Annotated in this window: 19 protein-coding genes; 12 read left to right on the forward strand and 7 right to left on the reverse strand. The window is 63.6% G+C overall.

The window, feature by feature from the left end; genetic code table 11:
• The first annotated feature begins 163 nt into the window (after window positions 1-163).
• The gene (locus ACEUCR_RS10730) at window positions 164-1,024 is read left to right on the forward strand and encodes a DMT family transporter (protein ID WP_162625845.1); all 861 of its coding nucleotides are present in this window, start codon (window positions 164-166) and stop codon (window positions 1,022-1,024) included.
• Window positions 1,025-1,048: 24 nt separating this feature from the next.
• On the opposite strand, the gene ACEUCR_RS10735 is transcribed toward ACEUCR_RS10730, so the two are convergent.
• The gene (locus ACEUCR_RS10735) at window positions 1,049-1,897 is read right to left on the reverse strand and encodes an alanyl-tRNA editing protein (protein ID WP_408790022.1); all 849 of its coding nucleotides are present in this window, start codon (window positions 1,895-1,897) and stop codon (window positions 1,049-1,051) included.
• An 86-nt stretch (window positions 1,898-1,983) separates the two neighbouring features.
• Window positions 1,984-3,207: an Nramp family divalent metal transporter gene (locus ACEUCR_RS10740; RefSeq protein WP_408790024.1), complete on the reverse strand. Its 1,224-nt coding sequence runs from the start codon at window positions 3,205-3,207 to the stop codon at window positions 1,984-1,986.
• A gap of 270 nt (window positions 3,208-3,477) precedes the next feature.
• Between ACEUCR_RS10740 and rpsF the strand changes: the two genes are divergently transcribed.
• From rpsF to ACEUCR_RS10765, 5 genes are all read left to right on the forward strand, one after another.
• The gene (gene rpsF / locus ACEUCR_RS10745) at window positions 3,478-3,864 is read left to right on the forward strand and encodes a 30S ribosomal protein S6 (RefSeq protein ID WP_041995081.1); all 387 of its coding nucleotides are present in this window, start codon (window positions 3,478-3,480) and stop codon (window positions 3,862-3,864) included.
• A 32-nt stretch (window positions 3,865-3,896) separates the two neighbouring features.
• Window positions 3,897-4,127: a 30S ribosomal protein S18 gene (rpsR, locus tag ACEUCR_RS10750; RefSeq protein WP_005313392.1), complete on the forward strand. Its 231-nt coding sequence runs from the start codon at window positions 3,897-3,899 to the stop codon at window positions 4,125-4,127.
• A 49-nt stretch (window positions 4,128-4,176) separates the two neighbouring features.
• Window positions 4,177-4,623 carry a 50S ribosomal protein L9 gene (gene rplI, locus ACEUCR_RS10755; RefSeq protein WP_041995079.1) on the forward strand — a complete coding sequence of 149 codons (447 nt, stop codon included), beginning with the start codon at window positions 4,177-4,179 and terminating at the stop codon, window positions 4,621-4,623.
• Window positions 4,624-4,723: 100 nt separating this feature from the next.
• Entirely contained in the window at window positions 4,724-5,467 is a 744-nt protein-coding gene (locus ACEUCR_RS10760) for a ferredoxin--NADP reductase (RefSeq protein ID WP_408790027.1), read from the forward strand.
• A gap of 217 nt (window positions 5,468-5,684) precedes the next feature.
• Window positions 5,685-6,659, forward strand: coding sequence for a Preprotein translocase subunit SecY (locus ACEUCR_RS10765; protein ID WP_408790124.1), 975 nt, complete (start codon window positions 5,685-5,687; stop codon window positions 6,657-6,659).
• Window positions 6,660-6,666: 7 nt separating this feature from the next.
• On the opposite strand, the gene fos is transcribed toward ACEUCR_RS10765, so the two are convergent.
• Window positions 6,667-7,068 (reverse strand): fosfomycin resistance glutathione transferase, encoded by a 402-nt coding sequence (fos, locus tag ACEUCR_RS10770; protein WP_041995071.1) that lies wholly within the window; start codon window positions 7,066-7,068, stop codon window positions 6,667-6,669.
• Between the two features lie 31 nt (window positions 7,069-7,099).
• The gene (locus ACEUCR_RS10775; RefSeq protein ID WP_162625844.1) at window positions 7,100-7,267 is read right to left on the reverse strand and encodes a hypothetical protein; all 168 of its coding nucleotides are present in this window, start codon (window positions 7,265-7,267) and stop codon (window positions 7,100-7,102) included.
• Window positions 7,268-7,323: 56 nt separating this feature from the next.
• Between ACEUCR_RS10775 and ACEUCR_RS10780 the strand changes: the two genes are divergently transcribed.
• The 5 genes from ACEUCR_RS10780 (at window position 7,324) to ACEUCR_RS10800 (ending at window position 14,739) form a co-directional block, all read left to right on the forward strand.
• The gene (locus tag ACEUCR_RS10780; RefSeq protein WP_408790031.1) at window positions 7,324-8,286 is read left to right on the forward strand and encodes an NADP-dependent oxidoreductase; all 963 of its coding nucleotides are present in this window, start codon (window positions 7,324-7,326) and stop codon (window positions 8,284-8,286) included.
• A gap of 39 nt (window positions 8,287-8,325) precedes the next feature.
• Window positions 8,326-8,751, forward strand: coding sequence for a YqaA family protein (locus ACEUCR_RS10785; RefSeq protein WP_041995062.1), 426 nt, complete (start codon window positions 8,326-8,328; stop codon window positions 8,749-8,751).
• A gap of 24 nt (window positions 8,752-8,775) precedes the next feature.
• The gene (locus tag ACEUCR_RS10790) at window positions 8,776-11,589 is read left to right on the forward strand and encodes a M16 family metallopeptidase (protein ID WP_408790035.1); all 2,814 of its coding nucleotides are present in this window, start codon (window positions 8,776-8,778) and stop codon (window positions 11,587-11,589) included.
• 62 nt (window positions 11,590-11,651) lie between these two features.
• On the forward strand, window positions 11,652-13,250 hold the full coding sequence (gene gshA / locus ACEUCR_RS10795) for a glutamate--cysteine ligase (protein WP_408790038.1): 1,599 nt from the start codon (window positions 11,652-11,654) through the stop codon (window positions 13,248-13,250).
• A 274-nt stretch (window positions 13,251-13,524) separates the two neighbouring features.
• Window positions 13,525-14,739: an aldose 1-epimerase family protein gene (locus ACEUCR_RS10800; RefSeq protein ID WP_408790040.1), complete on the forward strand. Its 1,215-nt coding sequence runs from the start codon at window positions 13,525-13,527 to the stop codon at window positions 14,737-14,739.
• Between the two features lie 63 nt (window positions 14,740-14,802).
• On the opposite strand, the gene ACEUCR_RS10805 is transcribed toward ACEUCR_RS10800, so the two are convergent.
• The 3 genes from ACEUCR_RS10805 to ACEUCR_RS10815 all read right to left on the reverse strand — a co-directional run bounded on the left by ACEUCR_RS10805 (window position 14,803) and on the right by ACEUCR_RS10815 (window position 18,839).
• Window positions 14,803-14,985 carry a hypothetical protein gene (locus tag ACEUCR_RS10805; RefSeq protein ID WP_392442032.1) on the reverse strand — a complete coding sequence of 61 codons (183 nt, stop codon included), beginning with the start codon at window positions 14,983-14,985 and terminating at the stop codon, window positions 14,803-14,805.
• Window positions 14,986-15,157: 172 nt separating this feature from the next.
• Window positions 15,158-16,804 (reverse strand): methyl-accepting chemotaxis protein, encoded by a 1,647-nt coding sequence (locus ACEUCR_RS10810; RefSeq protein ID WP_408790043.1) that lies wholly within the window; start codon window positions 16,802-16,804, stop codon window positions 15,158-15,160.
• A 124-nt stretch (window positions 16,805-16,928) separates the two neighbouring features.
• A complete protein-coding gene (locus ACEUCR_RS10815; protein ID WP_041995052.1) occupies window positions 16,929-18,839 on the reverse strand; it encodes a methyl-accepting chemotaxis protein in 1,911 nt (636 codons plus the stop codon).
• Window positions 18,840-19,091: 252 nt separating this feature from the next.
• On the opposite strand from ACEUCR_RS10815, the gene ACEUCR_RS10820 reads away from it, so the two are divergent.
• Window positions 19,092-21,368, forward strand: coding sequence for a patatin-like phospholipase family protein (locus ACEUCR_RS10820; protein WP_408790046.1), 2,277 nt, complete (start codon window positions 19,092-19,094; stop codon window positions 21,366-21,368).
• Window positions 21,369-21,426 lie beyond the last annotated feature (58 nt).

Consider the following 21,426-nt stretch of genomic DNA (forward strand, 5'->3'; position numbering starts at 1 on the left):
GATGCCCAGGCCGGAGTTAGTCCGTATCCTTTGCATGATTAACCGCCAATATCCGATAGAGGCAGTCGAAAGTGGCAAATTTCGCATTAAATGCTGAACAAGATCCGAAAGTCTTGCCGCCAAGCCGAGTCATGGCTGCCCTCTGCCCGGACGGGGAGGGGCGATGGAGCTGATCCGCAAGCACTTCGCCCTCGACCTGCAAACCTTCGCCATCATCACCCTGATCCTGGGGAACCTGGCCCAGGCCTTCTCCGACGTGCTGGTCAAGCTGATCGGTCCCGGTTTCAGTCCGCTGCAATACATGTTGCTGCGCCAGCTGTTCACCCTGCTGCTGCTGTTGCCGCTGATGGCAAGGGTGCCGAGGTCGGCCTGGGGATTGGGGGCCTGGAAGTGGCACTTGCTGCGGGGCCATCTCTGCCTGCTCGGAGGCGGCGGCATGATGCTGGCGCTGACCCAGCTGCCGTTGGCCAGCGCCAATGCCATCTTCTATGTCTCGCCCCTGCTGACCCTGCCGCTGGCGGCCTGGCTGTTGGGTGAGAAGATCCACTCCCGCATCTGGTTGCTGGGGGGGCTCGGGCTGCTGGGGGTGCTGCTGGTGCTCAATCCCGGGGATTTTCATCTCGCCGGGCTCGGCGCCCTGCTCACTGCTTTCACCCTGGCGCTGTTCAATATCACGGGACGCAAGCTGCCGGCGGGGATGTCGGTGGTGGCGGCCCTGTTCTGGGCCAACCTGATGGCGATGCCCCTCACCGCCGGTCTGGCGATCGGCCACTGGCAGCCCCTCGACTGGCGACTGCTGGCCCTGATCGGGGGCAGCGGCCTGATGCAGCTGCTCTATCATGCCAGCTGCTTCTATGCCTATCGCCAGGTGGAGGCGAGCCGCATCGCCGCCACCGAATACTCGGGCCTGATGTTCGTGATGCTGCTGGGGGTCTGGCTGTTTGCCGAGATCCCCAGCTGGAACCTCTGGCTCGGGGTCGCCCTGATCCTGCTTGCTATCCACTGGCAGCGCCGGCTGGGTTAGCCGCAGAGGCGCTGCCCGTGCGGGTCAGGGCAGGACCCGGGTGTGCAGGCTGAAGCCCTCGTCGTCGTGGGTCAGCGTCACCCTGACCCGACCCAGGTCCGCCAGGCTGGCGACATGGGTGCCGCCGCAGGGAATGGTCACCTCTTTCCCTTCAAGGGTGCAGTGCCAGTAGCGCGAATCTATGATGGCCTCGCCGTCCCATGAGCGGCGGATCTCGCCGCCCGTCGTCAGCCAGTCGGCAACTTGCTTGTTGACCCTCTCTTCTATCTGCGCCAGCTCCGCCAGCAGGGGCTCGCCGTTGATCCCCTTCTTGCGCAGGCTCTTGCCGATGCGGTACTGCTCCCGTGAGCCATGGGGCTCGACCCGCGAGTGCTGGATGGCGAGGCGATCGAAGTCGGGCTGGCCCAGGGCGTCGTGCTCGCTCACCGCCTTGCGCCAGTAAGGGATAAGGGCTCGGTTGAGAGCCAGGGCCGCCAGATGGCAGGCACTGTGACCCAGGCTGAAGGCATGGCGGGCGGCGGCGTCAACCTGCAATTCAACCTGGGTGCCGACGGGCAGGGTGTGGGCGCCCATCAGGGGATGTACCACCACGAAGGTCCAGCCCTCCGCTCCCCGTTTGACCGGGATCTCCGTATCCACGAACAGCTCGCCTGCCGGACTGATGGCTCCCATGCGGCAGGGACCGACGGCCGCCTCGCCGTCATCCCAGCGCACCGTGCCCACATCACCAGGCTGATCGGGCCAGAGATGGCTCTGGGGGTGGAAGGGGGTGAGATCGGTCACCAGCAGGGTCGGCTCGCCCCCCTGGCAATGGCGCACGCTGGCCTGCTCCTGATGATGGCCCAGCACGAAGCTGGCGCGGGTATGTTGCATGGGACACTCCTGTGAGAGAACAGGAGCGCAGCATAACGCAAAGGGAGTCCTGGCTCATTAACCCGGGATAATGAGCCAGGCGGCGATCAGAGGAGGGAGACCAGCAGATAGGCATTGAGGCCGATCACCAGGGCGACGATGAGACGTCCCAGCGCCTGGGTAACCGCATGGTTGCGATACTCCCCCATCAGGGCGCCGTCACCGGTCAGGATCAGCAGGGGGAGCAGTGCGAGCGCTATGCCAAAGCTCAGGATCACCTGGCTCAGCACCAGGATCTCCGTGGTATTGAGCCCCATGGCGATCACGATGAAGGCCGGAATCATGGTGATGAGACGCCGCAGCCAGAGGGGAATGGTGAAGCGCACGAAGCCCTGCATCACCACCTGGCCCGCCAGGGTGCCCACCACGGTGGAGGAAATGCCGGAGGCGACCAGGGAGAGCCCGAACAGGGTGGCGGCGGCTGGGCCCAGCAAGGGGGTGAGGGTCTGATAGGCGGACTCCAGCTCGGCCACGTCATGATGGCCAGAGGCGTGGAAGGCGGCGGCCGCCATGGCCACCATGGCGAGATTGACGAAGCCGGCGATGGTCATGGCGATGGCCACGTCGACCCGGGTGGCATGCAGGCGCTGGTGGATAGGCTCCTGCCCCTCGCCATGCTGGGTCAGGGCCGAATGGAGATAGATCACATGGGGCATCACTGTGGCCCCGAGCATGCCGGCGGCAAGGTAGATAGCCTCGTTATTGGGCAGTCCAGGGAAGAGGGCACCCTCCAGCAGGCTTGGCAGATGGGGGCGGGAGAACACCAGCTCGACGATATAGGCCGCCGCCACGAACAGCAACAGGCCGCCTACCACGTACTCCAGCGGCTTCTGGCCCCGGCTCTGCAACATGAGAATGCCCCAGGTCGCCACGGCCGTGATGCAGGCTCCCTCCAGCAGGGTGACCCCGAGCAGCAGCTTGAAGCCCACGGCGGCGCCGATGAACTCGGCGAGATCCGTGGCCATGGCGATGATCTCCGCCTGCACCCAGTAGGCCCAGACCGCCGGCCTGGGCAGCCTGTCGCGGATGTGTTCCGCCAGGTTCTTGCCGGTGACGATGCCGAGCTTGGCAGAGAGTGTCTGTACCAGCATGGCCATCAGGTTGGCCCACACCACCACCCACAGCAGCTGGTAGCCGAAGGTGGATCCAGCCTGGATATTGGTGGCGAAGTTGCCCGGATCGATATAACCGATGGCGGCGATGAAGGCGGGACCCAGCAGACTGGCTTTGAGTTTGCGTGGGGCCAGGGCAAGGGTGGCAGTGGGTTGCATAACGGCATCCTCCGTAGGGATATGGCGTTAGCATAGCTATAAATGATAACTATTATCAATTGTGATTTTAGATGAAGCCCATAGAGAAATCGGAATGGCGGAGCGGGGAAATATTTAGTGGCGACAGGGGCAGGTGCCGGTTGCAGTCGCTGTGTCGATTTCGTACAATACGCCGCCCTAGAAAGCAGCGTCTAAACACACCATACGTTCCTTGCCTCCGAGGTCTGGCTGCACCTGGGCGGAGGCTGAATTAATCCGTAAGGAGCTAAAATGCGTCATTACGAAATCGTCTTCATGGTTCATCCGGACCAGAGCGAGCAAGTTCCCGGCATGATCGAGCGTTACACCGGCGCGATCACCGCTGCCGGCGGTACCATTCACCGCCTGGAAGATTGGGGCCGCCGTCAACTGGCTTACCCGATCGACAAACTGCACAAAGCCCATTACGTTCTGCTGAACGTAGAAGCAGAGCAAGCCGTTATCGATGAGCTGGAAACCAACTTCCGCTTCAACGATGCCGTTATCCGCAACATGATCATGCGCACCAAGCACGCCGTGACCGAAGTTTCTCCGATGGCCAAGGCCAAAGAAGAGCGCTTCCCCCGTCGTGACGACGAGCGCCGCGAAGAAGCGACTGAAGCTTCCTCCGAAGAGTAATTCTTAGATCACTGACATAGAGGATAAAGGCCATGGCACGTTATTTCCGTCGTCGTAAGTTCTGCCGCTTCACCGCCGAGAACGTTACCGAGATCGACTACAAAGATATCGTTACTCTGAAAAACTACGTCACTGAATCTGGCAAGATCGTACCGAGCCGTATCACCGGTACCCGCGCCAAGTATCAGCGTCAGCTGGCACGCGCCATCAAGCGTGCTCGTTACCTGGCTCTGCTGCCGTACACCGATCTGCACAACAAGTAAGCATCGGTCCGGCACTTAAGCCTAACTCAACTTCATTAGAGGAAAGGTAATGCAAGTTATCCTGCTCGACAAAATCGCCAAACTGGGCGGTCTGGGTGATCAAGTCACTGTTAAAGCTGGCTACGCCCGTAACTATCTGATCCCGCAAGGCAAAGCCGTTATGGCTACCAAGGCCAACATCGAGACCTTCGATGCTCGCCGTGCTGAACTGGAAGCCAAACTGGCTGCCGGTAAAGTTGCCGCTGAAGAGCGCGCTGCCAAGCTGGGTGAACTGGCTGCCGTTGTCATCGCTTCCAAAGCGGGCGACGAAGGCAAGCTGTTCGGTTCCATCGGTACCCGTGACGTGGCTGAAGCCATCACTGCTGCCGGCGTCGCCGTTGCCAAGAGCGAGGTCCGCATGGGCAACGTTCTGCGCAACACCGGCGAGTACGAAGTTGTTGTTCAGCTGCACGCTGACGTCAAAGCAACCGTACAGATCCAGGTTGTTGCCCTGTAATAGCGATTCGCTGTTGCAGAAAAACCCGCGCCAAGGCGCGGGTTTTTTATTTTGGGCCGCCAAGCTACAGTAAGAGACTGTTTTTGCGCGGGAGGTGCCCATGGCGGCCTGGGTTGAAGGACGTGTCATCGAACGTATCCGCTGGACGGATACCCTGTTTTCCCTGCGGGTGGAGGCTGATCTGGCCCCCTACCAGGCGGGACAATTCACCAAGCTGGCCCTCGAACAGGGCGATCGCCGCATCCAGCGCGCCTACTCCTTCGTCAATCCGCCATCGACCCCCTATCACGAGTTCTATCTGGTGGAGATCCCGGGCGGTGAACTCACCCCCAGCCTGGGCGCCCTGCAGCCGGGTGATACCCTGCTGGTACAATCCCAGGCCACGGGATTCCTGACCCTGAGCGAGATCCCCCCCGGCCGGGATCTCTGGCTGCTCTCCACCGGTACCGCCATCGGCCCCTTCCTCTCCATCCTGGCGGCGGGGGAGGCGGAGCAAGGCTTCGACAACCTGATCCTGGTGCATGGGGTGAGGCGGGGGGAGGAACTCAGTTATCAGCCCCTGATCGCCGAACTTCAGGCCCGGCTGGGCAGCCGGTTGCACTATGTCCCCTTTGTCAGCCGCGAGCCCTGGCCCGGCTCCATGGCGGGGCGGATCCCGGCGGCCATCGACGAAGGCGCCTTGCAGGCGCGGGTCGGTCTGACGTTCAGCCCTGAGTACAGCCAGGTGATGATCTGCGGCAATCCCGAGATGGTGAAGGCGACCCAGCAGGCACTCATCGCCCAGGGGCTGGCCAAGAACCTGAGGCGCACCCCGGGTCAGATCAGCGCGGAGAATTACTGGTAGTGGTCGAGGCGTCGGTATCAGGGCAGGGGTGGCTCTGGTCGAAAATCTGTGCGAACTGGTCACCCCCTGTCCAAACGTCTACCAATTAAGGCTATTTCAGGGGGATAGCCTTCAATCCGGGCACGGCGGCCCTATAATCGGCGGCCTGATACACCAACCACCCCGTCCGACCATGCCCACAGACTCCGCCTTGCCTGCTCTTTCCTTACCCGCTCAGCTGCGCCACCCCAAGGGATGGTTTGCCCTGACCACAGTGTACAGTTTTACCGGGCTGGCCATTCTGGCCTCCATCGTCTTCTCCCTGTTGCTGTTTCTCTCCATCGACGACAACCCTGTGATGAAGTGGCTGTTCGGCGGGCTGGCCATCATCTTCGAACTGGGCAAGTTCTACGTCTGGTACGAATATGGCGAGTGCAAGGCGCGGCGCGATCTCGGTGGCGCCTTCTGGTCCTTGCTGTTTTACAGCGTGCTGGCCGCCATCTCCATCGGCGGCAGTATCGGGGGCATCAACAGCGCCACCAATACGGTGCTGAGCCAGCAGGCGCACCATGAGCGGGTGATCGCCCGCTTCGACGAGCAGATTGCCAGCATAGAGCGCCAGATCCAGCTCAACGAGGAGGCGGCGCGCAAGTACATAGAGATGGCGCGCATCTCCAGCGGGGTCAGCGGCTTGCAGCAGGCCAACACCCGACTCAGGTTGCAGCAGGACGAGCTGCGCCAGGAGCGGGATGCCAAGCCGGTCAACGAGCAATCCTCCATGCTGGGGCTGATGAGCAGCCTGGCGGACGGCATGGGCATCAGCATAGGTCAGGTGCAGTTCCTGCTGGTCTGCTTCCTCTCCATACTGCTCGATGCGTTCGGGGCTTTTTTCGTCAGCCTGATTGGCGAGGAGAACCGCTTCCGTCGCCAATGGTTGTGGCAACAGGCGCGGGAGAAGCGGGTGGAGCCACAGGCCGATCCCCAATTGGCCGTGTCACAGCCGGCGGGCCGGCCGGAGCCTGAGCCAGAGGTGATAGCCCAGGTGCGCTCAGGTCTGGAGAGCGGCGAGCTCAAGTGCAGCAAGCGGGGGGTGGCAGAGGCGCTGTCGCTCTCCCTGGAGGAGGTAGACAGGGTATTCCAGCATCTGCTGTCGCAGGGGGTGTTGGGACAGGGCAGCAATCGCCACTACCACCTGCGTGCAGAGAGTCAATGAGTCTGGCTCAATCGAACCAGACCAGGCCCTGGTAGGGCGCCTCCCTGAGGGAGGCGAGCCGGCTCTCTAGGTCGCCGACGTGGATCTCCAGCCGGTGACCGTCGGGATCCTTCAGATAAAAGGAGTCCCCCTCGCTGCGATTGGTTTTCCACTCCACGACCCCTGCCGCACGCAGGCGGGCACAGAAGGGAGCAAAGTGCTCGGCCGGGATGCCAAAGGCGACATGGCTGTAGTCCCCGGCCGGTCGGGGGAGATCGCAGGAGAGGCAGAGCCATAATTCCCCCAGGGTCAGATAGGCGCCCCGCGCCCACTTCACCCTGGGGCGACATCCCAGCAGGTCGACGTAGAAGGCCAGGCTCTTGTCGAGGTCGCCGGTGGCCAGGGTGAGATGATTCAGCCCCTGCAGCATAGATGCTTCGTTCTCTCTCAATCGACAACCCCTAGTGAGTCAGCACCATCATCAGGCTGAGGAAGGCGGCAAGCCCGCCGCCGATGCCGATGATCCAGTAAAACCCCTTGGCCCCCTGTTTGATGGGAATGCGAAAATAGAGCAGGAAGGCCCACCAGGCCAGCGCCAGCAGCAGGGGGATAAGAAACATTCGAGCCATGGTGTCCTCGCTGTTATTCTGTTGACCCTTGATCAATCAACAGGATGGATTGTGCAATGACGCAGTTACAGATTACCGCATTCGGCGACCCCTCGGTACTCAGCCTCACCCCTTCCCAGGACAAGGTGCCCGCAGAGGGGGAGGTTCGGGTGCGCATCTGTTACGCCGGGGTGAACCCCATCGACGCCAAGACCCGGGCCGGCCTCGGTTGGGCGGCGGCCCAGAACAAGGACAAGCTGCCCTGGACCCCGGGTTATGACATGGCCGGTGTGGTGGCTGCCCTGGGCCCAGGGGTGGATAGCCTCAAGGTGGGTGACAAGGTGTGCGGCATGGTCGGCTTCCCCCTGGAGGGAGGGGCCTATGCCGAGTCCATCCTGGCGCAGGCGGCGCTGCTGGTGCCCCTGGAGGAGGTGAGCCTCAAGCAGGGGGCGGCCTTGCCGCTGGCCGGTCTCACCGCCTGGCAGGGGTTGTTCGAGCACGGTGAGCTCAAGCAGGGGCAGAGCGTGCTGATCCTGGCCGGTGCAGGTGGTGTGGGTCATCTGGCGGTGCAGTGGGCCCGCGCCAGTGGCGCACGGGTGACGGTCCTGGCGAGCCCGGACAATCACGGCTTCCTGCACGGCCTGGGCGCGGAGCGGCTGGTGGATTATCACGATCCCGATTGGGTCGCTCAGGTCGGCAGGGTCGAGCTGGTGCTGGATCTGGTCGGTGGTGACAGCGGCAAGGCGGCGCTCGATTGCGTGGCCGAGGGGGGTCGCCTAATCACAGTGCCCACCATCACGGCTGAGGCGATCAAGCTGGCGGGCAGCGAGCGCGGCATCGAGGTGCGCGGCATGCTGGTGCAGCCCAATCCCGGGCAGCTGGCCCAGATGCTGACCCTGCTGCGCCTCGGCGAGGCACAGATCTGCATCAGCGGCGAGTTCGATCTGGCCGATGGCGCCCTGGCCCATGCCGCCATCGAGGGGGGACATACCCGGGGCAAGTTGCTGCTGCGCATGCCGGGAGCGAGCCTGGATGAGTAACGGCGCGGCCCCGGTGTCTGCTTCCCTGGCGCGCGCCTCATGGAGATGAGCCTGGGCTGGCTGTTTCTGAGCGCCTTCACCTCAGCCACCCTGCTGCCCGGCAGCTCCGAGGTGCTGCTGGGAGCCATGGCCGCCCAGGGGCACTGGGGCATGGCCAGCCTGCTGTTGTGGGCGACCCTGGGCAACACCCTGGGCTCCATGACCAGCTGGTGGCTTGGCTGGCTCGCCACCTACAAGAAAAAACCGGAAGATTTTCAAGGCCGTGGGGAACAAAAGGCGCTTGCCTGGCTCAAACATCATGGCCACTGGTGCCTGCTGCTCGCCTGGACGCCCGTGCTCGGCGATGGTCTCTGCCTGCTGGCCGGCTGGCTGCGCCTCTCCTTCTGGCGCTCTCTCATCCTGATCGGGCTCGGCAAATTGCTGCGTTATGCCCTGGTGTTTCTGTTGGCCAGCCAGATTTTCTAGCCCTTAGTCACTCACGAGGTAAGCGTGAACAAACTCATTCCATTAAGCATTCTCATGGGGCTCTCCCTGCCGGTACTGGCGGCGCCCACCCTGGTGTCCGAGCAGGTCAGGCAGGAGGGCAAGCTCGGCATTCCCTACCAGATGTACAGGCTCGACAACGGCCTGACGGTGATCCTGGCCCCCGACAAGTCCGACCCCCTGGTGCACCTGGATGTCACCTACCATGTGGGCTCGTCCCGGGAGACGGTGGGCAAGTCGGGCTTTGCCCACTTCTTCGAGCACATGATGTTCCAGGGCTCCAAGCACGTTGGCGATCAGGAGCACATGCGGATCATCAACGAGGCCGGTGGCGACATGAACGGTACTACCAACAAGGACCGCACCAACTACTACGAGACGGTCCCGGCCAACCAGCTGGAGAAGGTGCTCTGGCTGGAGGCGGATCGCATGGGCTTTCTGCTCGATGCGGTGAGCCAGAAGAAGTTCGAGATCCAGCGCGCCACCGTGAAGAACGAGCGGGGCCAGCGGGTCGACAACCAGCCCTATGGCCTGGTGAGCGAACGGGTCGGCGAGGCGCTCTATCCGCGCACCCACCCCTACTCCTGGCAACCCATAGGCTATGTGGAGGATCTGGACCGGGTCGACGTGAACGACCTCAAGCAGTTCTTCCTGCGCTGGTATGGCCCGAACAACGCCACCCTGACCCTGGGGGGCGATTTTGACAGCAAGCAGGCCCTGGCCTGGATTGAGCAGTACTTCGGCCCCATCCCCCGCGGTCCCGAGGTGGCGGAGCCGACCCCCATGCCGGTCACCCTGCCCGAGACCCGCTACATCACGTTGGAAGACAAGGTGCACCTGCCCCTGCTCTACATCAGCTACCCGACCGTGTCCCTTGGCGATCCCCAGGAGCCGGCGCTGGACATGTTCGCCGACGTGCTCGGCGGCTCGGCCAGCTCCATGCTCTATCAGTCCCTGGTCAAGAGCGGCAAGGCGCTGGACGTGGGCGCCTCCCACTACTGCGAGGAGCTGGCCTGCACCCTGACGGTCTACGCCTACCCGAATCCGGCGGTGGATGGCAGCCTCAAGACCCTCAAGGGGGAGGTGGACAAGGTGATAGGCGAGTTCGCCCGGCGCGGCCTCAAGCCCGAGGATCTGGAGAAGGCGATCAGCAAGTACCGTGCATCCACCATCTGGGGGCTGGACAGCGTCTCGGGCAAGGTGAGCCAGCTCGCCATGGGTCAGGTGCTGGCCCGGGATCCCGATTATGTGTTCAAGAGCCTGGATGCCATCGGCCAGGTGACACCTGAGCAGGTCAAGACCGCCTACGACAAGTTCATCGCGAACAAGCCGGCGGTGGTGCTGAGCGTGGTGCCCAGGGGCAAGCTGGACTGGCAGGTGGCCAAGCCCAACTTCACCCCGGCCAGGCGGGAGCTGCCAGACTATAGCCAGCATGACGCTGCGCTGGCCGAGCGCCCGGTCAAGGACAGTTTCGATCGCAGCGTGCAGCCCAGGACGGCGGACGCGGTGAGCGTCAAGGTGCCCGCCATCTGGCACGGCAAGCTGGACAAGCAGATCGAGATCATCGGCACCAGGAGTGACGAGATACCGGCGGTCTCCATCATGATCGCCCTGCCGGGTGGCATGCGTGCCGAAGGCAAGGGCGAGCTGGGGCTGGCCAATCTGACCGCCGCCATGATGGGGCAGGGCACGGTGCGCCTGACCGAGGCCCAGCTCAGCGACGAGCTGCAAAAGCTCGGCTCGGACATCAGCGTCTCCAGCGCCCAGTACAACAACCTCATCACCATCAGCAGTCTGGCGGACAAGCTGCCTCAGACCATGGCGCTGGTGCGTGAGGTGCTTGAACGACCCGGCCTGCGGGAGGCGGACTTCGAGCGGGTCAAGGCCCAGCTGCTGCAAGGGATGAAGCAGAGCGAGCAGCAGCCGGAATGGCTGGCGGGCCAGGCGTTTCGCGAGCTGGTGTACGGCAAGCAGAGCCGCCTCGGCCAGCCCTCTGACGGGGTGCTGGCGGATGTGGAGAAGCTGACCCTGGCGGACGTGAAGCGTTTCTACCAGCACTACTACAATCCGACCAATGCCAAGGTGGTGGTGGCGGGGGATGTCAGCCAGCAGCAGATAGAGGAGCAGCTTGGCTTCCTGACCCGCTGGAAGGGGACGGCGCCCGTGCTGGGCGATCTCAAGCCCAGGGGGGAGCAGGCCAAACCCGGCATCTATCTGGTGGACAAGCCGGGGGCGCCCCAGTCGGTGATCCGCATCGGTCGGCGCGCCATGGCGTTCGATACCCAGGGGGATTACTTCACCGCCGGGCTGATGAACTTCAACCTGGGGGGCAACTTCAACAGCCGCATCAACCTCAACCTGCGGGAAGACAAGGGTTACACCTATGGCGCCAGCTCGGGTTTCTCCGCCAATCGCGATGTCGGCGTCTTCGCCACCGGTGCCAATGTGCGCGCCGACGCCACTGTGGATGCCATTCGCCAGTTCCTCAAGGAGATGGATGGCTACCGCGGGAGCGGCCCCACCCCGGTGGAGCTGGCCTATATGCGCAGCGCCGTCTCCCAGCAGGATGCTCTCTCCTACGAGACCCTGGATCAGAAGGCCGGCTTCCTGCTGCAGATGATCATGTATGACCTGAAGCCCGACTTCGTGCAGGCCCAGAGCCAACTGATCAAAACGGTGTCACAAGAGACGCTGAAGGCGAGTGCAGCCCGCTGGCTCAACCCGGCCGACATGGTGATAGTGGTGGTAGGCGACAAGCAAAAGCTTGAAAAACCTCTGGCCGAGCTTCATCTTCCCATCTATCCGCTGCAACTTCCCTGAGGGAAGCGTGCGGCATGCCTGAGCGCCGCCCCGGCTGGGGCGGCCAACAATGAGCCTTGAATATGACTACATCTAGCTTGTCACTGCGTGAGTTGCTGGCGGCGCTGGGAACCCCGGATCGTCTGCCAGCCCTCAAGGGGATCCGTCGTGGCCTGGAGCGTGAGACCCTGCGCATCACCCCGGATGGCGGCCTGGCCCAGGGGGATCACCCTCGCAGCCTGGGCTCGGCCCTGACCCATGCCAACATCACCACAGACTACTCGGAGAGCCTGCTGGAGTTCATCACCCCGGCCACCGACTCCATCGAGAGCCTGATGGAGCAGCTCGGTGACATCCATCATCACGTCAGCCAGCACATCGGCGAGGAGCGGCTCTGGCCGCTCTCCATGCCCTGCTTCGTCGGCGACGAGGAGAGCATACGCCTGGCCCAGTACGGCAGCTCCAACATAGGCAAGATGAAGACGCTGTACCGTCAGGGTCTCAAGCACCGCTACGGCAGCCTGATGCAGGTGATCGCCGGCATCCACTTCAACTTCTCCATGCCGGACAGCTTCTGGTGCGAGTGGCAGGATCTGGCGGGGGAGCCCTGCTGCAGCCAGCGTTTCATCTCCGAGAAGTACATGGGGCTTATTCGCAACGTTTACCGCTTCGGCTGGCTGGTGCCCTACCTGTTCGGTGCCTCCCCGGCCATCTGCAGCTCCTTTCTCAAGGGGCGGACCAGTACGCTGCCGTTCGAGAAGCTCGGCAAGGGCACCCTCTATCTGCCCTATGCCACCTCGCTGCGGCTGTCGGATCTCGGCTACACCAGCAGCGCCCAGAGCCGGCTCGACATCAGCCACGACAACCTGCCCGCCTACGTGGCCTCCCTGCGCCGCGCCATCAACACCCATGATCCCGAGTTCGCCAAGATAGGGGTCAAGGTAAACGGCGAGTACCGCCAGCTCAACGACAATGTCCTGCAACTCGAAAACGAGCTGTACGCTCCCATCCGGCCCAAGCGTACCCCCCGCAGCGGCGAGAAGCCCTCGGACGCGCTGGAGCAGCGCGGCATCGAATACATCGAGCTGCGCACCGTGGACGTGAACCCCTTCACCCCCCTCGGCATCGAGGCGGAGCAGGTGCGCTTCTTCGACGTCTTCCTGGTCTGGTGTCTGCTGCGCCCCTCCGCCCAGCTGACGGAGCAGGAGATAGCCCGCAACCGTCGCAACCAGACCAAGGTGGTGCTGGAGGGACGCCGTCCCGGCCTGACCCTGGAAGACGAGCAGGGGGCCGCCATCGGCCTCAAGGAGTACGGCCTCCAGCTGTTTGACGAACTGGCGCTGGTGGCGGATCTGCTGGATCGCTGCTGCGGCCGCAATCGCTATCGCGAGACGCTGGCCATGCACAGGGAGAAGCTGCTGGATCCCGAGCTCACCTATTCGGCGCGCCTGCTCAGGCGCTTGCAGGAGGAAGGCCTGGACAACGGCTGCTTCGGCGACGCTCTGGCGAGCCAGTACCGGGAGCAGCTGCTGGCCGGTGAGCTGCAATACTGGGATGAAGCCTACTTCGCCGGCGAGGCGCGGGACTCCCTGCTCAAGCAGCGGGAGCGGGAACGGGGGGACAGCCTGTCGTTCGACGACTTCCTGGCGGACTACTTCGGGACTCGCCAGACCACGACCTGACCCTTGCCTTCCCATGACCATGAAAAGAGCCGCTCAATGAGCGGCTCTTTTCATTGGCCGATCGCCAGCTCCCGGTCCGTCCCCGGCACAGCAAAACGAAGTGTGAGTCAGCCTTCACTTCAGCAGGGCAAGGGCCGTTTTTATTGTCAAACGGCTCACACTTCCCCCTTTTGACCCTTGAGTCTGGTGCGTCAGGCGCCTAGTTTTCGATCACTGAAACGATTCAGCTTTCACGAAAACCACTCACAAGAACAAGAGACACGAGGATAACGCCATGTTGAAGAGACTCTCCATTGCCGTGCTGCTCGCCCTGGGCGCCAGCTCGGGTCAGGCCGCCGAATTCCTGCTGACCGACGCCCAGCAGGGGCTGGATGTGGGGGACTGGAAGATCACCAGCGACAAGCTGGGGATCAAGAGCCCGGTGCCCTTCTCCATCGAGAAGAGGCGCCTGCACGGCGGGCGCCAGGAGGGGGTGGATCTGCTCATCGTCGACAACGGCGTGATGAAGATCACCCTGGTGCCGACCCGCGGCATGGGGATCAAGGAGGTCAAGGGGGCCGACCTGCGCCTCGGCTGGGATTCCCCGGTCAAGGAGGTGGTCAACCCGGCCTTCATCGATCTGGAGAGCCGTGGCGGTCTGGGCTGGCTCGATGGCTTCAACGAGATGCTGGTGCGCTGCGGCTACGAGTGGACCGGTCACCCGGGCGTGGATGACGACGGCCGCCTCAAGAGCCTGCACGGCCGGGTGCAGAACATACCGGCGTCCGTGGTCAGCGTGACAGTGGACGAGGCGCCGCCCTACGCCATTCAGGTGCGGGGCCGGGTGGACGAGCGCACCTTCAAGATGAGCGAGCTGGTCACCTGGACCCAGCTGAGCGTGGTGCCCGGTCAGGCGGAATTTGCCCTGCAGGACAAGTTGACCAACCACGCGGACTACGAGAACGAGTACCAGATCATCTATCACGGCAACTTCGGGGCGCCCATCCTGGAGGAGGGGGCGCGCGTCAGCACCCCGGTGAAGCAGATCTCCCCGTTCAACGACTACGCCAAGGCGGGGCTCAAGGGCTGGCAAACCTATATGGGGCCCACCAAGGGCTTCGACGAGATGGTGTTCAACCTGGTGCCCTACGGCGATGCCGAGGGCAATACCCTGGCGGTGCTGAACAACAAAGCGGGCAGCGTCGGGGTGGCGGTGGGTTACAACACGGACCAGCTGCCTGTGCTGACCCTGTGGAAGAACACCGACACCCGGGCCCAGGGCTATGTGACCGGCATCGAGCCCGGTACCAGCTATGCCTACAGCACCAAGTACCAGCGTCCGCTGGGGCTGGTGCCCAAGATCCAGCCTGGGGAGACCAAGACCTTCGATCTGACCTATCGCCTGCTGCGCAATGGGGATGAGGTGAAGCAGGCCCTGGCCCAGGTGGAGAAGATCCAGGCCGGGCGCCCCACCGAATTGCGTGAGCAGCCTCTGGTCAAACTGCCCTGAGTCACAGGGAGACAGCAAAAAGCCGCTCCATGAGCGGCTTTCTGGGTTCAGAGCAGGGGCGCCTCAGCAGCGCCCCTTCTTGGCTTGTCCTGGCGGGCAGAAGGTACCATAGCCGCCACGATCGCCATCACTGACCCGGATCCGGGTATCGTCCACGCTCACATCGGCACCATGCACCCGCACAGGTCCATGGCTACAGCCCGTGAGCAGGACCCCCAGCAACATCATCACGACACGTTTGCCCATATATCCTCCTGTTGTTTCCCCGATTATGAGCCATAGGGGCCCGGCGCCTTATGGCCTGGGGGAAGGATGCGTCACCCGGTGGCGCGCACACATGAAAGGGGCGCCATGGCGCCCCCTCTTGTCGAGACAAATTCCTGTCACGGCCTGACGTTGCCAGCGGTGCTGACCCGTGTCACAGGCGGAAGTTGCCCACCAGCTGATCCAGCTCGCCGGAGAGCTGTTGCAGGCTGCGGCTCGAGGCGGTGAGCCTGTGGGCTATGTCCGTCGTCTCCATGGTGAGCTGGTTGATGTCTTCCACGTTGCGATTGAGCTCGCCCACCACGCTGGACTGCTCCTCGGTGGCGGTGGCCACCTGGATGTTCATGTCGCTGATCTGGGTGATGTGGGCGGTGATCTGGCCCAGGGCCCCGTTGGCCTCGTCGGCCTGGTTCACCACGGCCAGGCTCTGGTTGCGGCTCTGGGTCATGGCACTCACCGCCCGGGCCGACTCGGCCTGCAGACCGTCGATCATCTTCTGGATCTCCTCGGTGGAGGCGGCGGAGCGGCTGGCGAGGTTGCGCACCTCGTCGGCCACCACGGCGAAACCACGCCCCTGCTCACCGGCCCGGGCCGCCTCGATGGCGGCGTTGAGGGCCAGCAGGTTGGTCTGCTCCGAGATGCTGCGGATGGTGTCGAGTATGCTGCCGATGGCATCGGTCTGACCGGCCAGGGAACCGATGACCCCGGAGACCGATTCCAGCTCGTCGGAGAGGCCGACGATGCCGTGGCGGGCCTGGGCGACGACACCGGCCCCGGCATCGGCCTGGGTGTTGGCCTGGCGGGCGACATCGGCGGCCAGGGAGGCATTGCCGGCGATCTCGCTGACGGTGGCACCCATCTCGTGGATGGCGGTGGCGACCTGGACGGTGCGATCCCGCTGGGCGGTGCAGTTGTGCTGGGTGAGCTGGGCCTGCTCGGCGACCTGGGCCGCTGTGCTGGCCAGCTGGCGGGAGTTGCTGGCCACCTGCTCGATGGCACCGTGGATGCGGGCCACGAACTGATTGAAGCTGCGAGCTATCTCGGCCAGCTCATCCTTGCCCTCGATCTGGGCCCGGCTGTCCAGGGCCAGATGGGTCGCCGCTTCGCCGATATGGTGTTGCAGGAAGCTGACCCTGCGTCGCAGGCTGGTGAGGATCTGGCTGGAGACCAGCAGGGAGATGAGGATGGCGGCCACTATGATGGCGATCATCTGGTTGCGGCCGCTGCCGTAACTCTCCTCGCTCAGCTCGTTCCTGTGCCTGGCCTGGGCGATGAGGCCGTCGAGCAGGGCATTGGCCCCCTTGCGCATCTCGCCATAGGTCTGGCTGTAACGGTCGCGATAGAGGGTGCGGGCCACCTCCATCTGATTGTTCTCCAGGGCCTGCAGCATGGGGGTCAGTTCGTCACGCTCCATCCGCTCGAACTGGCCGAGCAGGCGTTCTGCCTCGGCCCGGGCGGCGGGATCGACCTGTGCCGTCACCGCCTGCTGCATGGCCTGGCGCATCTCGGGAATGTCTTCCTCGCGGGTCTCCTTGACCCGGGTCAGCACCCCCTTCTCATCCCGCAGCGAGGTGTCTTGCAGCAGCATCATGTCGATGCCGACCCGCATGCGCGGGATGCGGGAGGCGACCTCCGCCATGGCGCGCATGGGGGTGGCCGTGTTCTGGTAGAGCTCATCGGCCTGCAACTTGATGTGGCCCATGCTGCGCAGGCTGGCGCCGCCGACCAGCAAGAGGGCGACGCAAGGCACTGTGACGGCCAGGATGAGCTGGGATTTCAGGGTGATCTTTCCTGCAAGCATGATGGCTCCTTGATGGGTTGCTATGTCGCTAATGTAGCGGCTTGTCATGACGATTTGCCGTCATGGCCGGACCGACACTCCTTGCCTGTCCGGTCGAAAAAGAGCGCCGAAGCGCTCAGTCACGTCACAGCCGGAAGTTGCCCACCAGCTGATCCAGCTCGCCGGAGAGCTGTTGCAGGCTGCGGCTCGAGGCGGTGAGCTGGTGGGCTATGTCCGCCGTCTCCATGGTGAGCTGGTTGATGTCTTCCACGTTGCGGTTGATCTCGCCCACCACGCTGGACTGCTCCTCGGTGGCGGTGGCCACCTGGATGTTCATGTCGCTGATCTGGGTGATGTGGGCGGTGATCTGGCCCAGGGCCTCGTTGGCCGCATCCGCCTGGTTCACCACGGTCAGGCTCTGGCCGTGCCCCTCGGCCATGGCGCTCACCGCCCGGGCCGACTGGGCCTGCAGGCCGTCGATCATCTTCTGGATCTCCTCGGTGGAGGCGGCGGAGCGGCTGGCGAGGTTGCGCACCTCGTCGGCCACCACGGCGAAACCGCGCCCCTGCTCGCCGGCCCGGGCCGCCTCGATGGCGGCGTTGAGGGCCAGCAGATTGGTCTGCTCCGAGATGCTGCGGATGGTGTCGAGTATGCTGCCGATGGCATCGGTCTGACCGGCCAGGGAGCCGATGACCCCGGAGACCGATTCCAGCTCGTCGGAGAGGCCGACGATGCCGTGGCGGGCCTGGGCGACGACACCGGCCCCGGCATCGGCCTGCTCGTTGGCCTGGCGGGCGACGTCGGCGGCGAGCGACGCATTGCCGGCGATCTCGCTGACGGTGGCGCCCATCTCGTGGATGGCGGTGGCGACCTGGACGGTGCGATCCCGCTGGGCGGTGCAGTTGTGCTGGGTGAGCTGGGCCTGCTCGGCGACCTGGGCCGCAGTGCTGGCCAGCTGGCGGGAGTTGCTGGCCACCTGCTCGATGGAGCCATGTATCTTGGCGACGAAGTTGTTGAAGCCTCTGGCAACCTCGCTCAGTTCATCCCGCCCGTCCACCTTGAGGCGCTGGGTCAGGTCGCCGTCACCGCTGCCCAGTTCCCGGAACAGGCGTGCCAGTTCGTTGAGGGGGCGGCTGACGGAGCCTGCCAGCACCATGCCGAGCAGGCCCATGCCCACGGCGATGGCCAGGCTGACCAGCAGGATATGGAGGCGGGCCTGGTCGAGCTCGGCATAGATTTCGGCCTCGGGCACCTGGACCACCAGATACCAGTCGAGCAGCGGAATATAGCTGGTGGCGAGTACCACCTTCTGGCCGTCCACCTCGGCGTGGCTGGCGGAAAACTCCTGCTTGCCGAGCAGGGCCGGGGCGACAGGGCCTGCCAGTTGATTGAGATTGTCACGGTCGATGCGGGCGGCATCCGGGTGCAGCTTCACCTTGCCGCTGCCATCGGTCATGAAGACGAAGCCGCTGTCACCGACCCGGAAGTTGGAGAGGGTGGCGACCATGGTATCCAGGGACTTGGCGAGCCCGGCCAGACCCCGACCACCCAGCTGCTGGAAGTTGACGAACAGCTTCATCTCGCCATTGCTCTCGCGAAAGATGCTGAGCATCAGGTCTTGCTGGCTCTTGGTATAGCCGTAGAACCAGGCATCCTGATCCGGGGTCAGGTTGCGCAAGAAACCATCTTGGTTGTAGTAGGCCGCACTCTGGCGGTCGGCGAAGGAGGCGGTCACCAGGCCATATTGCGCCGTGAGATCCTTGAGCTGACTGATGAGGATGCTCTCCTGCTCCCTGGGCATGCCGCGCTCGACCCAGTCCAGCACGAAACGGTCATTGGCCAGCTGCCTGGCGGCGTTGGCCACCGAGTTGAGATCTTTTTCGATGTCCTTGCCGATGCGCTGGGTCAGGTTCGGCAGCTCCTGCTCGAACATGCGGCTCTCGATCAGCTGCTGGGCGGAGCGCTGACTGAAATAGCCCACCAGCAGGCAGGAGAGCACCACGGCCAGGGTGACGGTGGCGATTATTTTCTGTTTGAGGGTCAGGCTTGCGAGCATGGTGTTGACTCAAGATCCGGTTGCAAGAGGGTCATGATAGTAGCGGCCGTCGGGATGAATTCTTGAGTGCCGGGCCGGGTTTTATTCAGGGTTTGCGTTTGCGCTCACGGCGCAATGGGAAGAGGGGTATCATCTGGATTCGATCCCGTGGCCAGCAGGATCCACGGCGGCTTACGGGACGGTTGCGGTTCCCCGCTCGCCCCTTATAGTAGGCTGCAATCATCGCAATGCGCCTGACTCATGGACACTCATATGCACGCTTCTCGCCGGGAATGGACCCGCCCCCTTCTTCTGCTGCTCGGCTGCCTGTCGCTGGCCCTGCTCTGCTCCCAGGCCATGGCGGCGGATCGCCCCAAGGTCGCCCTGGTGCTCAGTGGCGGTGGCGCCAAGGGATCGGCCCATATCGGCATCCTCAAGGTGCTGGAGCAAAAGAGCATTCCGGTCGACATAGTGGTCGGCACCAGCATGGGCTCCTATGTGGCGGGCATGTACGCCATGGGGCTCAGCGCCGAGGAGGTGGAGCGCATGACGCTGGCCATCGACTGGAACAAGGGATATCAGGACAAGGTGGGACGCAACGAGCTCTCCTTGCGCAAGAAGCAGCAGAACGAGCAGTATCAGCTGCGCACCGACATCGGCGTCAATGGCAATACCACCCAGCTGCCGGACGGCTTCTTCCAGGGCCAATCCATGGCGAGCCTGTTGCGTCACGCCACCTCCAACCTGCCGGTGCAAAAGAGCTTCGACGATCTGCCGATCCCTTACCGTGCCGTGGCCACCGACATGGAGACGGTGACCCCCTATGTGCTGGACCACGGCAGCCTGGCCAAGGCGATGCAGGCTTCCATGTCCATCCCTGGGGCCCTCAAGCCGGTGGAGTGGGAGGGGCGCATTCTGTCCGATGGCGGTTCGGTCAACAACATGCCGGTGGATGTGGCCAGGGCCATGGGGGCGGATGTGGTGATCGCGGTGGACATTAGCGCCAGGCTGCGCACCCGGGAGGAGCTCAAGTCAGGGCTGGCCATGATTGATCAGCTCACCACCTACATGACCCAGGTCGGGACCGAGAAGCAGAAGGCCCTGCTGGGGCCCGGGGACATCTTGCTGACCCCTGAGTTCGGCAACATGGGCATCGCCGACTTTGCCCTGATGCCGGAGGGGATCAAGCGTGGCGAGCGGGTGGCCGAGGCGGCGTCGCGCCAGCTCGACGCCCTCTCCCTCTCCAAGGCGGACTACGCCGCCTATCGCAACCAGAAACTGAGCCGCCGTGCCGAGCGCAGCGGCCAGCCCGCCTACTTCATCGACAAGGTGGAGCTGGTCAACAAGTCGCGCCTCTCCGACGAGACCATGATAGCCACCCTCAAGGTGCGCCCCGACAAGGTGCAGACCAACGAGAGCCTGGAGGCGGGGATCCGTCGCCTCTATGCCCTGGAGTCGTTCGACCGCATCACCTACCAGGTCGAGGAGCGCAATGGCGAGAACGTGCTGGTGGTGGATGCCAGCGAGAAGAACTGGGGGCCGGGCTACCTCAACTTCCAGTTCGGCTTCTCCGACGATTTCCAGAGCGACTCCAATTACAACGTCGGCATGTCCTACACCCTGACCAATGTCAACGAGCTGGGGGCCGAGTGGCTGACAGAGGCCTCGCTCGGCACCGCCAAGCACATCAAGACCGACTTCTATACCCCGCTGGAGGCGTCGCAGACCTTCTATGGCGAGGCGAGCCTGGGATATGACAAGACCCAGCGCCGCATCTTCTTCGCCAGCGACGATGAGCCCAACCTGCCGGTCGACTACGTGGAGTCCGAGTACAGCTTCTTCAGCGCGGATCTCTCCCTGGGCTGGAATCAGCAGCCCTGGAGCCGCCTCTCCCTGGGGCTGAACGGCAAGGTGGGCACCATAGATCTGCAGGTGTTCAAGGACGCCTCTGTGGATGCCACCGCCTGGGGCCCCTATGTGCGTTTCGAGCACGATACCCTGGACAGCCGCTACTTCCCCTACGCCGGGGTCTATTGGGACGCCAGGGCGGGTTATACCCGGGTCTCCATTGACGATGGCTCCGGGATAGATGGCAATGACAGCTCGGCCGGGGCCAGCTATCACCTGAGCCTGGTCAAGCCCTGGTCCTGGGACAGGCACAGCGTCAACCTGCTGCTGGAAGGGGGCGGACTGGACACCGACGAGGCGGTTCCCCTCGACATTCAGGATCTCGGCGGCCTGTTCCGCCTCTCCGGTTTCCAGCGCTATCAGCTCTCCGGGCGCTACAGCCTGTTTGGCGGCCTGCGTTACATCTATCGGGTGGCGGACAACGACTTTGGCGCCCTGCGGGCTCCCCTCTATCTCGGTGGCTCCATCGAGCAGGGCGGGGTCTGGAACAAGGGGGCGGACATCGATTTCCAGAGCTCCCTCACCGCGGGATCCGTCTATGTGGGGATAGAGAGTTTCCTTGGCCCCGTCTTCCTCGGCTATGGCATGGCCGAGGGGGGCAATGATGTGTTCTACCTGCAGTTAGGCAGCACCTTTGAATAGCATGAAAATGATGACAACTTGTTAAGTTGAATTTCCTGTCTTTTCTGTTAACAGGCAA

This window comes from Aeromonas bivalvium, assembly GCF_046078285.1.
Lineage (GTDB): Bacteria > Pseudomonadota > Gammaproteobacteria > Enterobacterales > Aeromonadaceae > Aeromonas > Aeromonas bivalvium.

Bases quoted from the DNA above. Each gene is read 5' to 3' on its own strand.
- ACEUCR_RS10730 (WP_162625845.1), top strand. From the start codon at position 164: ATGGAGCTGATCCGCAAGCACTTCGCCCTCGACCTGCAAACCTTCGCC.
- ACEUCR_RS10735 (WP_408790022.1), bottom strand. From the start codon at position 1,897: ATGCAACATACCCGCGCCAGCTTCGTGCTGGGCCATCATCAGGAGCAG.
- ACEUCR_RS10740 (WP_408790024.1), bottom strand. From the start codon at position 3,207: ATGCAACCCACTGCCACCCTTGCCCTGGCCCCACGCAAACTCAAAGCC.
- rpsF (WP_041995081.1), top strand. From the start codon at position 3,478: ATGCGTCATTACGAAATCGTCTTCATGGTTCATCCGGACCAGAGCGAG.
- rpsR (WP_005313392.1), top strand. From the start codon at position 3,897: ATGGCACGTTATTTCCGTCGTCGTAAGTTCTGCCGCTTCACCGCCGAG.
- rplI (WP_041995079.1), top strand. From the start codon at position 4,177: ATGCAAGTTATCCTGCTCGACAAAATCGCCAAACTGGGCGGTCTGGGT.
- ACEUCR_RS10760 (WP_408790027.1), top strand. From the start codon at position 4,724: ATGGCGGCCTGGGTTGAAGGACGTGTCATCGAACGTATCCGCTGGACG.
- fos (WP_041995071.1), bottom strand. From the start codon at position 7,068: ATGCTGCAGGGGCTGAATCATCTCACCCTGGCCACCGGCGACCTCGAC.
- ACEUCR_RS10775 (WP_162625844.1), bottom strand. From the start codon at position 7,267: ATGGCTCGAATGTTTCTTATCCCCCTGCTGCTGGCGCTGGCCTGGTGG.
- ACEUCR_RS10780 (WP_408790031.1), top strand. From the start codon at position 7,324: ATGACGCAGTTACAGATTACCGCATTCGGCGACCCCTCGGTACTCAGC.
- ACEUCR_RS10785 (WP_041995062.1), top strand. From the start codon at position 8,326: ATGGAGATGAGCCTGGGCTGGCTGTTTCTGAGCGCCTTCACCTCAGCC.
- gshA (WP_408790038.1), top strand. From the start codon at position 11,652: ATGACTACATCTAGCTTGTCACTGCGTGAGTTGCTGGCGGCGCTGGGA.
- ACEUCR_RS10800 (WP_408790040.1), top strand. From the start codon at position 13,525: ATGTTGAAGAGACTCTCCATTGCCGTGCTGCTCGCCCTGGGCGCCAGC.
- ACEUCR_RS10805 (WP_392442032.1), bottom strand. From the start codon at position 14,985: ATGGGCAAACGTGTCGTGATGATGTTGCTGGGGGTCCTGCTCACGGGC.
- ACEUCR_RS10810 (WP_408790043.1), bottom strand. From the start codon at position 16,804: ATGCTTGCAGGAAAGATCACCCTGAAATCCCAGCTCATCCTGGCCGTC.
- ACEUCR_RS10815 (WP_041995052.1), bottom strand. From the start codon at position 18,839: ATGCTCGCAAGCCTGACCCTCAAACAGAAAATAATCGCCACCGTCACC.
- ACEUCR_RS10820 (WP_408790046.1), top strand. From the start codon at position 19,092: ATGCACGCTTCTCGCCGGGAATGGACCCGCCCCCTTCTTCTGCTGCTC.